This window comes from Oerskovia sp. Root918 (genome assembly GCF_001428945.1).
GTDB classification, from domain to species: Bacteria; Actinomycetota; Actinomycetes; order Actinomycetales; family Cellulomonadaceae; genus Oerskovia; species Oerskovia enterophila.
The window spans coordinates 280,364-292,213 of sequence record NZ_LMJG01000015.1 but is presented as its reverse complement, the minus strand read 5'-3'; the positions used below and the strand labels follow the sequence as shown (position 1 = coordinate 292,213).

Here is an 11,850-nt window from a genome sequence, read left to right as displayed (position 1 = left end):
CAGGCTCGGATGCTCGTGCCGCGGGGGCCGGGCGACGTGTCGTCTGCGGAGCCACCACATGTGTGGTGGCTCCGCAGACGACACAGCCGGGTCGCCGGGCAACACGAGCCGATGCCACCGGTCACCGCGACCCCGCCGATCAAGGCGCCCGACGGCGGACCGGTCGGCCGCCGTCGGGCAGGGAGGTGCGCTAGACGACCAGGCCCAGCAGCAGGATCACGATCAGCGCCACGACCGACAGCACGCACTCCATGACGGACCACGTCTTGAACGTCTGCCCCACGGTCATGCCGAAGTACTCCTTGATGAGCCAGAACCCGGCGTCGTTGACGTGGGACAGGAACACCGAGCCCGCGCCGATCGCGAGGACCAGCAGCGCCGCGTGCGTGGGCGAGAGGCCCGCGGCGAGCGGGGCCATGATCCCGGCGGCCGTGATGGTCGCGACCGTCGCCGACCCCGTCGCGACGCGGATGAGCGCCGCGACCAGCCATCCCGCGAGGAGCGGCGAGAGGTTCGCGTCGGAGATCCCGCTCGCGATGACGTCGCCCACTCCCGTGTCGACGAGCGTCTGCTTGAAACCGCCGCCCGCGCCCACGATCAGCAGGATGCCCGCGATCGGGGCGAAGGACTTGTCGACCAGCGTGCTGATCTCGTCGCGCGTGCGACCCATCGCGCTGCCGAACGCCACGAGCGACACGAGCGACGTGATGAGCAGCGCGACGAGCGGCGTCCCGATGAACTCGAGCCCCTTGCCGACGGGCGACTCCAGGGTCCCGGTCATCTCGACGACCGTCCGGGCCAGCATGAGGATCACGGGCAGCAGGACCACGGTGACGGCGACCGCGAAGCTCGGGCGCGGGGCGTCCTCGTCGCGCTCGGACACGCCCAGGACGGTCGTGGGCGGGGGCAGCTTGACCCAGACCGCGAGCGGCTTGGCGAGCAAGGGCCCCGCGACGATCACGGTCGGCACCGCGACGAGCAGGCCGAGCCCCAGCGTCAGGCCGAGGTTCGCGCCCAGCGCGTCGATCGCGAGCAGCGGCCCCGGGTGCGGGGGGACCAGGCCGTGCAGCGCCGACAGCCCCGCGAGGGCCGGGATGCCGACGAGGATCGGGGAGACCTTGGAGCGCCGCGCGACCATCATGACGACGGGGATGAGCAGGACCACGCCGACCTCGAAGAACAGCGGGATGCCGACCACGAACGCGATGAGCGCCATGGCCCACGGCAGCCTCTGCAGGGGCGTGCGCGCCAGGATCGTGTCGACGATCTGGTCCGCGCCGCCCGAGTCGATGAGCATCTTGCCGATGATCGCGCCGAGCGCGATGAGGACGCCGACCCCCGCGACGGTCGAGCCGAGCCCTGCCGAGAAGCTCACCAGCGCGCTCACGAAGTCGATGCCCGCGACGATCGCGAGGACCGCCGAGCCGATCATGAGGGACAGGAACGGGTGGAGCTTGAGCCACACGATCAGGACGATGATCGTGGCGATCCCGAGCACCGCCGCGAGGATGAGCTGGGTCGTCCCGGCGTCGGTCGTCGGTGTCTCGGTGGCTGCGCGCAGGGCGCCCGCGGCGAGCGGGTGCGAGGCGAGGGTGAGCATCATCGCTCCTCGGGGTGGATGGACGTTCTGGTCGGGGTGCGCCGCGCTCGTCCGTCGGCGCGGGGGATCGTGGGGTGGGGCAGTGCCGTGGACTCGAGGATCCGGTCCACGAGCTCCCCGGGCGGTGCGCCGACGTCGAGCGTGATCCCGTCCTCGTCGGCCGCGAGGGGTTCGAGCGTCGCGAGCTGGGACGGCAGCAGGGACGCGGGCATGAAGTGCCCGCTGCGGTGCGTCATGCGGTCCTCGAGCAGCTCGGTGCTGCCCGTGAGGTGCACGAACCGGACACGCCCGTGCGCGGTCCGCAGCAGGTCCCGGTAGCTGTGCTTGAGCGCCGAGCACGTCACGACCGCCGAGTCGCCCTCGGCGGCCTGCTCGTCGAGCCAGTCGCGCATCGCGCGGAGCCAGGGCCAGCGGTCCTCGTCGGTGAGCGGGGTGCCCGCGCTCATCTTGTCGATGTTGGCCTGCGGGTGGAACTCGTCCGCCTCGGCGTACGGGCGGTGCGTGCGTTCCGCGAGCAGGGTCGCGACCGTGGTCTTGCCCGAGCCGGCGACACCCATGATGACGAGGTGCACGGGGGCGAGGTCGACCGCGGGAGTCCTGTCCGGGGCCGCGCCCGACGACGGGGTGACGACCCGGTCCGGGGTGGGGCTGACGTCTGTGTCCATGAGGGGGTTCCTTGGCTGTCCGTCGACTGCTGCGTCGTGCGCGGACCTCTGTGGCCGCCCACCGAGCATGCACGATTGGTATCACCTTTGGCAAGACAATGGTGTGACCTATGAAAGGGCCGTAGGCTCGACCCATGTCCGCGACGGTGCTCCACAGCTCGGTGACCGACGTCCTCGGTCACCGCATCACCGCAGGTCACCTCCCTGCGGGCAGCACGTTGACCCTCGACGGGATCGGAACCGAGTTCGGTGTCTCGCGCACCGTGACCCGCGAGACCATGCGCCAGCTCGAAGCGCTCGGCCTCGTCCGCTCGGGGCGTCGCATCGGCCTGGTCGTGCTCCCCGAGCAGGACTGGAACGTCTACGACGCCCGGATCATCCGCTGGCGCCTCGCCGGACCCGGCCGGGACGCGCAGCTGCGCTCGCTGACCGAGCTGCGCTGCGCCGTCGAACCCCTGGCCGCCGCAGGCGCCGCACGGCACGCGACCCCCGAGGCCCGCACAGAGCTCGTCGAGCTCGCCGCGCGCATGCGCAAGCTGGGCGAGGCCGGACGCCTCGAGGAGTTCCTCGTGCTCGACATCCGCCTGCACGCGCTGCTCCTGCGGTCGTCGGGCAACGAGATGTTCGCCGCGCTGCACGAGGTCGTGGGCGAGGTCCTCGCCGGGCGCACGCACCTGGGCCTCATGCCGCAGGCCCCCGTCGCCGAGGCGCTCGACGAGCACGAGGCCGTGGCCCGCGCGGTCGCCGCGGGGGACGCCGCCGAGGCCGAGCGCGCCATGGCCGCGCTCGTCGGGGAGGTCCGGGCCGCGCTCACGGCCTGACGCACCCACGGCCTGAAGCGCCCACGGCCCGACGGCGCCACGCGCCCTGCGTGGTGACCCGCGGTTCTGAGACGGTCGCCTCGGGAGACGGTCTTCCGGCCGCCGCGAGGTAGCCTCGTCGATCGTGCCCCGCCTCGACGGCATCCTTGCCGACACGACCCCGCTCCGCGTCTCCCCGCCGTTCCGTCGGCTGTGGTGGGGGCTCGGGGTCTCCAACCTCGGCTCGCAGCTGACCGTCGTCGCCGTGGGGCTGCAGGTGTACGCGCTCACGGGCTCGACGCTCGCGGTCGGCGTGCTGGGCATCTTCGCGCTCGTGCCCCTCGTGGCGCTCGGCCTGTACGGGGGCGCGCTCGTCGACGCCTACGACCGCCGCAAGGTCGCGCTGCTCGCGTCGTGGGCGCTGTGGGTCGTCACGGGACTGCTCGCGCTCCAGGCGTGGCTCGACGTCGGGTCGGTCGGGGTCCTGTACGGGCTCGTGGCGCTCCAGTCGGCCGCGTTCGCGATCAACAACCCCGCGCGCTCGGCGATCATCCCGCGCCTGGTCGAGCCCCGGCTCCTGCCCGCCGCGAACGCGCTGCAGACCATCTCGTGGAGCATCGCGCTGACCGTGGGCCCGCTGCTCGGCGCGTTCCTCGTGGCGCTGTGGGGGTACGGGATCGCGTACTCGATCGACGTGGTGCTGTTCGCCGCGGCGCTGTGGGCCGTGTGGCGCCTGCCGTCGATCCCGCCGGTCCTGTCTCCCGAGGACACGTTGTCAGAGCTGGACCGGGCTCCCCACCGGGGCGCGTCTGACGACGTGGCTGGTGGCGAGGCCGGGGAGCCGTCGGTGCCCCGCCGCAAGGTCGTCGGCATCAGCTCGGTCGTCGACGGCCTGCGCTACCTCGCGACCCGGCCCAACGTGCGCACGACCTTCCTGGTCGACCTCGCCGCGATGATCCTCGCGTTCCCGCGCGTGCTGCTGCCCGCGGTCGGCGTGCTCTTCATCGGTGGTGGCGAGACCACGACGGGGGTGCTGAGCGCGGCGTTCGCGGTCGGCGCGGTGCTCGCCGGGGTCTTCTCGGGCGCGCTCTCGCGCGTGCGCTGGCAGGGGCTCGTGATCGCGTGGGCCATCACGGCGTGGGGGCTGTCGATCGCGGCGTTCGGTGCCGTGCTGCTCCTCGTGGGCTCGACCGACCCGCCGCAGGTGCTCGTGGGCGGCCTGGTCGCGGCGTGCATCGCGCTCGCGCTGGCCGGGGCGTCCGACGCGGTGAGCGCGGTCTTCCGCCAGACGATCCTCCAGACCGCGACCCCCGACGACATGCGCGGCCGCCTCCAGGGCGTCTTCATCGTCGTCGTCGCGGGCGGCCCGCGCCTGGGCGAGGTGGTCCTCGGCGCCCAGGCGAGCTGGTTCGGCGAGGCGTGGGCCGCGGTCGCGGGCGGGCTGGCCTGCATCGTCGTGGTGTGGCTGATCCTGCGGACGCAGCCGCGCTTCCTCAGGTACGACGCGCTGCACCCCGAGCCGTAGGGGTGTCGGAGCGCAGCTCTCGCGCGGCGCTCGCGGGCCCGACGACGTCGGCCCGTTCGTGGGTCGGCTCGCCGAGTGTGCAGCTCAGGTCGTCGCACGCGCCGGGCGGCAGCCGAACTGCACACCCGGGGGCGCGGTGCCGCGGTACCGTCCCCTCGTGGAGATCGAGGAGGAGCTGCCGCCGTTCTGGTTCGGCCAGGAGGTCTGTGTGCTGGGGGCGACGGACGGGATCGCCGGGACCGGCGTGGTGCGCGGGGTCTCGCGTCCTGGGCCGGGTGAGCCCTGGGCCTTCGCCGTCGAGCTCGACGGCGAGGCCGACCTCGTCGGCGCCGCTGCCGAACGCCTCGTAGCGACCGGCTGGTTCCGCGACGACGAGAGGCGTCGGGCGACCGTCGAGCAGCACGAGCGCGAAGCATCCTCGCGGCCGGGCGAACGCCTGCGCCGTCGTCACGTCTCCCTCCGGACGCACGTCGAGGCAGGCGGTGCCGACGAGGCGGCAGCCAGGGCGCGCGCGGTCGTGGCCGCGCTCGGCCTCGAGCCCGTCGACGTCGACGAGCCCGTCGAGTACTGGAAGGTCCCGGGCACCTGGGTCGTCGTGACCGGGCTCGCCTGGCCGCGGGTCGCGAGCGACGGCGCCGAGGCCGCCGTCCTGCACCTCGTCGCCTCGACGGGCCTCGACTGGGCTCCGGTCTCGGGGACCCCGGCGGGGTGCGACGCCGTGTGGAACCCGGGCGACGCCGTCGACCCCCGGACGAGGCACGTCAGCTGGATGGTCCTCGACGCGATCGCGTGACGCTCACCACGGTCGCTTCACCGCGCGACCGCGCCCTCTCGTCACTATCGTCGAAGGGAAACCTGACACGGAGGGGGTCGTCATGACCAGCAACGACGCAGGAGCGGCGGGGGATCCCCGCGCTCAGGCGCAGGCCAAGCGGCTCAACAAGAAGGTCGTCGGGATCAGCCTCGCAGCAGCGCTCGGTGGCTTCCTGTTCGGGTTCGACACGGCGGTGATCAACGGGGCCGTCGACTCCCTGTCCGAGACGTTCGAGCTCAACGCGGCGATCACGGGCTTCGCGGTCTCGTCCGCGCTGATCGGCTGTGCGGTGGGTGCGTGGTTCGCGGGTCCGGTCGCGAACAAGATCGGCCGCATCAAGGTCATGCTCATCGCGTCAGCGCTGTTCTTCGTGTCGGCGTTCGGGTCCGGCCTCGCGTTCTCGGTCGTGGACCTGATCCTGTGGCGCGTGATCGGCGGCCTGGGGATCGGGGCCGCGTCGGTCATCGCTCCCGCGTACATCGCGGAGGTCTCCCCGGCCCGCATCCGTGGCCGGCTCGGGTCTCTGCAGCAGCTCGCGATCGTGACCGGTATCTTCGCCTCCCTCCTCACGGACGCAGCGCTGGCCGGGGCCGCGGGTGGCGCGTCGAACGTCCTGTGGCTGGGTCAGGAGGCGTGGCGCTGGATGTTCATGGCCGCGGCCGTCCCGGCGGTCGCATACGGTCTGTTCGCGCTGCGCATCCCCGAGTCGCCCCGCTACCTGGTCGCCAAGGGGGAGACCAAGAAGGCCGCCGAGGTCCTGCGGGAGTTCACGGGGGTCCAGGACGTCGACCACAAGATCGCGGACATCGAGAACTCCCTCAAGTCCGACACCAAGGCCTCGCTCAAGGACCTGCGGGGCAAGCGGCTGGGCCTCAAGCCCATCGTCTGGGTCGGCATCCTGCTCTCGGTCTTCCAGCAGTTCGTGGGCATCAACGTGATCTTCTACTACTCGACGACGCTGTGGCGGTCGGTCGGGTTCTCGGAGGACGACGCGCTCCTGACCTCGGTCATCACCTCGGTCACCAACATCGTGGTGACGATCGTCGCGATCTTGCTGATCGACCGGATCGGCCGCCGCATCCTGCTCCTCGCGGGGTCGACGGGCATGTTCGTCTCGCTGGGCATGATGGCCGTCGCGTTCACGCAGGCCACGATGACCACGGCCTCCGACGGCACGTCCACGGCCTCGCTCGACGGCGCCTGGGCCACGGTCGCGCTCATCGCGGCCAACGCGTTCGTGGTGTTCTTCGGGGCGTCGTGGGGGCCGGTCGTCTGGGTGCTGCTGGGCGAGATGTTCCCCAACCGCATCCGTGCGAGCGCGCTGGCCGTCGCCGCAGCCGCGCAGTGGGTCGCGAACTTCGCGATCTCGACGTCGTTCCCCGTCCTGGCGGACATCGGTCTGAGCTTCGCGTACGCGTTCTACGCGTTCTTCGCGTTGCTGTCGCTGTTCTTCGTCTTCTACAAGATCCCGGAGACGCGCGGCAAGGAGCTCGAGGACATGCGCGACGACTTCGTGATCAAGCGGGGCCACATCGTCGAGTCGGCCTGAGGCACAGCCCCGCCCCTGCCGAGAAGTGAGCAGATGCCCCTGATCCGCGCGGATCAGGGGCATCTGCTCACTTCTCGGCGTAGAGGCGCGGTGCGCTACGCGAGCCCCGCGTCCCGCGCGACGATCGCGGCCTGCATGCGCGTCGTGACCTGGACCTTCGCGAGCACGCGCGACACGTGCGTCTTGGCCGTGGCCTCGCTGATGAACAGCTCGTCGGCGATGCCCTGGTTCGACAGCCCCCGCCCGAGGGCCGCGAGCACGTCGACCTCGCGCGGGGTCAGCTCGCGGAGCCGCGCGGTGGTGTCGCTGCGTTGTTCGTCGGCCGGCGTCCCGCCCGCCCGTTCCGTGCCCGACGGCGCCGCTCGCCCCGCGAGGTGAGCGGCGCCGTCGGGCCTCGGGGCGGACGCGAACGCCGCCAGCAGGCGGCGCGTGACCTCGGGGGCCAGGACCCCGTCGCCCGCCGCGACCCGGCGGACCGCGTCGATGAGCGCGGCTGGCTCCGCGGTCTTGAGCAGGAACCCTGCGGCCCCGGCACGTAGCGCCTCGTCGACGTACTCGTCGAGGTCGAACGTCGTGAGGACGAGGACCTCGGCGAGCTTGTCCGCGACGATCGTGCGCGTTGCCTCGATGCCGTCGACGCCGGGCATGCGCAGGTCCATGAGCACGACCTCGGGGCGCAGCGCGCGGGCGTTGGTGATCGCGGCCGCGCCGTCGCCGGCCTCGCCGACGACCTCGATGTCCGGTGCCGAGTCGAGCAGGAACCGGAGACCGGCGCGGATCGCGGCGTGGTCGTCGGCGAGCAGGACGCGGATCATGCGGGGTCTCCGGGTGGGTCGGTGTGGCGTGGAGCGCTGCGACCGTGCGGGGTCGGTGGGATCCCGTCGGCCGAGGAGTTGTCAGAACTGGGCCGGTCGATACCCCGGCCTGCTTCTGACAACTGATCCGTGGCGGTCGTGGCGGTCGGGGAGGGGGCGGTCGGGGGACCGGCCGGTCGGCCCAGGGGCAGCACGGCCCGCACGTGCCAGGCTCCGCCCGCGGCACGGGGACCGGTAGTACGTGCGTCGACAGGGCCCGCCCTGAATGTGCCGCCCAGGGCCTCGGCGCGCTCGCGCATCGTGAGGAGCCCGGTGCGGGTGCTCAGGCTTGGCGGGAGCGGGCGGGGTTCGTCGGTGAGGGAGCTCGTGACCTCGACCGTGAGGCGGTCCGGTCCCAGCCCGAGCGTGACCAGCACCCGCCCGCCGGGCGCGTGCTTGGCGGCGTTGGTCAGGGCTTCCTGCACGATCCGGTGCGCAGCCTGGTCGACGGCCGCGGGGAGGGTCGCCGAGCGGGCGCCTTCCGGGTCCTCGACGTCGACCGTGAGCCCCTGCGCGCGTGCGGAGACGAGGACGTCGTCGAGCCGGGCGAGCCGTGCGGGGGCGGCGACGGCCTCACCCCCGAGCACCGTGGCTCTGTTGTCAGAACTGAGCCGGTCCATACCCCGGCCACGTTCTGACGACTGATCCACGCCCGACGCACCAGCGCGCGACGCACCAGCGCGCGGCGCACCCTCCCGCGGCAGGTCCGAGCGCAGCAGCAGGATCATGGCCCGCATCTCCTCGAGCGACGTGATGCTGCTCGACCGCACGAGCTCGAGCGCGGCGCGGTCCCGCGCGGCATCGGGTGGCGACGCGAGTGCGGCCCCCGAGTGGATCGCGATGGCGGACAGGTGGGACGCGATGACGTCGTGCAGGTCGCGCGCCATCGCGGCCCTCTCCGCGCGCACGGCCTCGTGCTGCCCCAGCGTCGCGATCTGCTCGAGGTCGGCCGCACGCTGGGCCTCGAGGTCGGCGCGCTCCGCCTCGAGGTCGGCCCGCTCGGCGGCGAGGTCCGCGAGGTCGGACTTCTGCCGCACGTTCGCGGCCCACCAGAGCGGTGTCGCGAGGATCGCCGCGACCTGGATGCCGCCGACCACGAACCCTTGCACGTCCCGGTAGTGCTCACCCGTGAGCACCGCGACCGCGACGACCAGCACCCCGACGGCGACCCCCACCACCGTCCGCAGCCGCCTGCTGCCGTGCAGCCCGCTCGCGTAGAGCAGGTCCCACAGGACCAGGACCATGCCGAGGCTGCCCCCGAACGACAGGTCGACCGCGAACGCCACGGTCCCGAAGCTGAGCGCGACCGCCGGATGCGCGCGCTTGAAGACCAGCGCGACGCACCCGGCGAGCAGGGGCAGCACGTGCCACCAGCGCCCGTCGACCGTCACGAGTGGCGGGATCGACCACACCTGCACGACGTCGACGAGCAGGAGCAGGACCCCGATCACGAACATCCCGACGGCGTTGTACGCGTCGCCGCGCCTGCTGTCGGTGCGCAGGCCCGTGGCGACGGTGCTGACCGCGCGCCGCACGTGCGACGCACGGGGTGACGAGCCGGCGCCCCGGGCGTCCGGAGCGCCCGAGCCGTCGCCACCACCACCAGCGCCGTCGCCGTCGCCGGCGCCGGCGGACGCGGTCGCGGTCACGCCGTCCGACGCAGGAGCGGGCAGGGGATCGGGCACGTTCCCATCTCAGCACAGGGGGCCGAGCCATGGATCGCCCGAACGATGTACGGCGCGGCGCAGCGCCCGGCAAGGATCGCCCGTCCGCCCGACGACAGGCCCATCTCCGGCAGCGAGCCTTGCGACATGGAACTCCTTCCTCTCCTCGGGGCGCTCGCGGTCCTGGCCCTCGTCGACTCGACGAGCTTCGGCACCTTGCTGATCCCGGTGTGGCTGCTCATGACCCCGGGCCGGGTGCGGGTCGCGCGGATGCTCGTCTACCTGGCCACGATCGTCGGGTTCTATCTCGCGGTCGGCCTGGTCATCGCGCTCGGCGCGGGCGCGTTCGCCGACGTCCTCGGACAGGTCGTCGAGACCCGCCCGGTCAGGATCGTCGAGCTGCTGCTCGGGGTGGGCCTGGTCGCGTACAGCTTCCGGATCGACCGCCGGTCCAAGGGGGCGTCGACCGGTCAGGGGCGCGTCCTGCGGTGGCGGGCCCGCGCGATGGGGACGTCGGGCGGGGAGGGCGTGGCGCCGTCGGGCCTGCTCCCCCTGCCCGACGGCGGAGCGCACCCCGTGCGCGAGACCCCGCCCCGCGCGGGCGTCGACACCGCGCCGGAGACGGGATCCGTGACGGCCCTCATGGGCCTCGCGCTGGGCGCCGCGGCGATCGAGCTCGCGTCGATGCTCCCGTACCTCGCGGCGATCGGGCTGCTCACCCAGGCGGGCCTGGGGTGGCCGACGACCGGGCTGGTCCTCGCGGGGTACTGCATCGTCATGGTGCTGCCCGCGCTCGTCCTGCTGGCTGGTCGGGTCCTCGCGGCCCGGCAGGTGGGCCCGCTCCTCGACCGGCTCAACGAGTGGATGACGAAGAACGCGGCGTCGACCACGGCGTGGGTCGTGGGGATCGTGGGCTTCCTGCTCGCGCGCGACGCCGTGGTCTGGCTCGGCTGGATGGGCTGAATGTCCGCGGATCTTGCCGGAACGGCAACCGGACTTGCCTCGGGGTGGGGTGCGGCCGCAAGGTCGGGAGTGACGGCCGTCCCGGGCCGGCACCGACCCGAGGAGCGAACGTGACCCAGCAGCACGACCACGAGAACGACCCTGCCCACGACCACGACCACGACCACGACCACGAGCACGGCCACGGCCACCAGCAGCACCATTTCGACCAGGCCTTCTGGGACGAGCGCTACGGCTCGACGACCGCGGTGTGGAGCGGCAACCCGAACCCTCAGCTCGTACGCGAGGTCGCGGACCTGACGCCGGGTCGCGCGCTCGACGTGGGCGCGGGTGAGGGGGCCGACTCGGTGTGGCTCGCGCGGCAGGGGTGGGACGTGGTCGGGCTCGACATCTCCCCGGTCGCGCTGGGCAAGGCTGCGGCGCACGCGGTCATCTCCGGTGTCGCGGCGCGGATCGAGTGGCGCCAGGGCGACTTGCTCGGGTGGGAGCCGGCGGACGAGCGGTTCGACCTCGTGACGGCCCACTTCATGCACCTGCCGGCCGACCTGCGCCGGCAGGTCTTCCCGCGCCTCGTGCAGGCGGTCGCGCCGGGCGGGCGGCTGCTCGTCGTCGGGCACCACCCTGCGGACCACGAGACCGTGCGCAAGGACTTCGACGAGCACTTCTTCTACACGGGGGACGAACTCCTGGCCGAGCTCGACCTCGACGGGTGGGACGTCGAGACGAACACCGCGCCCGAGCGCGAGATGCTCGGCGCCGACGGGGAGCCCGTGACGATCCGCGACACGGTGCTGCGGGTGCGGCGGCCGTAGCGGTCCCCGGCTACGCCTGGGGCGCGGTGCGGAGCGTGATCCCGTGCGGCCCGGCCTCGATGGCCGTCACGTGAGCCGCCGAGCCGTCGGGCAGCAGCACGACGAGCCGGTCGCTGCCGTTCGCGCGGACGCGGGCGTACTGGAGCTGGGTCGTCAGGTCGTGGACGCCGAGGGGCCGGGCGCCGTCGCCCGCAGCCGCACCGGCAGCAGGTGACGGTGGGGCGGTCGTGCCCTGCTGCCCGACGGCGTCGCTCACCGCGTCGGTCGGGTGCAGGGCCGGGGTGGGCCGGGCCTCGTAGGACTGGAGCGTGCCGACGATCGAATCGATGAGGTCGTCGACCTCGGTGACGTCATAGCCCTCACGCCATTTCGTGGCCGAGAACCGGGCGCCTCGGGCCTCGACCGAGGTGAGCAGTCCCGGGCCGGGACGGCCGCCCGCCTCGTACGCCTTGAGCGTCGCGCTGACGTCGTCGAGGTAGATGTCGACCTGCTCGACGTCGTAGCCCTCGCGGAACTTGGTCGCGGTGAACGTCGTGTCCAGGACCTGCTGGGCGGTCAGCATGCGGGGCTCCGATGGGTGGGGTGGGACGGAGGACGGCGCCGG

11 protein-coding genes are annotated in these 11,850 nt (G+C 72.8%); 6 read left to right on the top strand and 5 right to left on the bottom strand.

From position 1 onward, the window contains the following. Positions 1-190: 190 nt before the first annotated feature. Positions 191-1,603 carry a gluconate:H+ symporter gene (locus ASE27_RS16480; protein WP_056652884.1) on the bottom strand — a complete coding sequence of 471 codons (1,413 nt, stop codon included), beginning with the start codon at positions 1,601-1,603 and terminating at the stop codon, positions 191-193. Beyond that, a complete protein-coding gene (locus ASE27_RS16475; protein ID WP_200955967.1) occupies positions 1,600-2,265 on the bottom strand; it encodes a gluconokinase in 666 nt (221 codons plus the stop codon). Before ASE27_RS16475 ends, ASE27_RS16480 begins: the two co-directional genes overlap by 4 nt. A gap of 134 nt (positions 2,266-2,399) precedes the next feature. On the opposite strand from ASE27_RS16475, the gene ASE27_RS16470 reads away from it, so the two are divergent. The 4 genes from ASE27_RS16470 (at position 2,400) to ASE27_RS16455 (ending at position 6,953) form a co-directional block, all read left to right on the top strand. Beyond that, entirely contained in the window at positions 2,400-3,086 is a 687-nt protein-coding gene (locus tag ASE27_RS16470) for a FadR/GntR family transcriptional regulator (protein WP_056652881.1), read from the top strand. Between the two features lie 124 nt (positions 3,087-3,210). Continuing rightward, the gene (locus ASE27_RS16465; protein WP_082609043.1) at positions 3,211-4,590 is read left to right on the top strand and encodes an MFS transporter; all 1,380 of its coding nucleotides are present in this window, start codon (positions 3,211-3,213) and stop codon (positions 4,588-4,590) included. 157 nt (positions 4,591-4,747) lie between these two features. Beyond that, positions 4,748-5,383 carry a hypothetical protein gene (locus ASE27_RS16460; protein ID WP_157257673.1) on the top strand — a complete coding sequence of 212 codons (636 nt, stop codon included), beginning with the start codon at positions 4,748-4,750 and terminating at the stop codon, positions 5,381-5,383. 82 nt (positions 5,384-5,465) lie between these two features. Continuing rightward, positions 5,466-6,953, top strand: coding sequence for a sugar porter family MFS transporter (locus ASE27_RS16455; RefSeq protein WP_082609042.1), 1,488 nt, complete (start codon positions 5,466-5,468; stop codon positions 6,951-6,953). A 95-nt stretch (positions 6,954-7,048) separates the two neighbouring features. Here ASE27_RS16455 and ASE27_RS16450 read toward each other — a convergent pair whose 3' ends face one another. Both ASE27_RS16450 and ASE27_RS16445 read right to left on the bottom strand, forming a co-directional pair. Continuing rightward, positions 7,049-7,768, bottom strand: a complete 720-nt coding sequence (locus tag ASE27_RS16450; protein ID WP_056652875.1) for a response regulator transcription factor — start codon at positions 7,766-7,768, stop codon at positions 7,049-7,051. Continuing rightward, on the bottom strand, positions 7,765-9,492 hold the full coding sequence (locus ASE27_RS16445) for a histidine kinase (RefSeq protein ID WP_157257672.1): 1,728 nt from the start codon (positions 9,490-9,492) through the stop codon (positions 7,765-7,767). The genes ASE27_RS16450 and ASE27_RS16445 overlap by 4 nt, the downstream gene beginning before the upstream one ends. 126 nt (positions 9,493-9,618) lie before the next feature. Between ASE27_RS16445 and ASE27_RS16440 the strand changes: the two genes are divergently transcribed. Both ASE27_RS16440 and ASE27_RS16435 read left to right on the top strand, forming a co-directional pair. After that, on the top strand, positions 9,619-10,434 hold the full coding sequence (locus ASE27_RS16440; RefSeq protein ID WP_056652869.1) for a GAP family protein: 816 nt from the start codon (positions 9,619-9,621) through the stop codon (positions 10,432-10,434). Positions 10,435-10,544: 110 nt separating this feature from the next. Continuing rightward, entirely contained in the window at positions 10,545-11,246 is a 702-nt protein-coding gene (locus ASE27_RS16435) for a bifunctional 2-polyprenyl-6-hydroxyphenol methylase/3-demethylubiquinol 3-O-methyltransferase UbiG (RefSeq protein WP_082609041.1), read from the top strand. A gap of 10 nt (positions 11,247-11,256) precedes the next feature. Here ASE27_RS16435 and ASE27_RS20485 read toward each other — a convergent pair whose 3' ends face one another. Next, entirely contained in the window at positions 11,257-11,808 is a 552-nt protein-coding gene (locus ASE27_RS20485; RefSeq protein ID WP_056652866.1) for a DivIVA domain-containing protein, read from the bottom strand. Between the last annotated feature and the right edge of the window lie 42 nt (positions 11,809-11,850).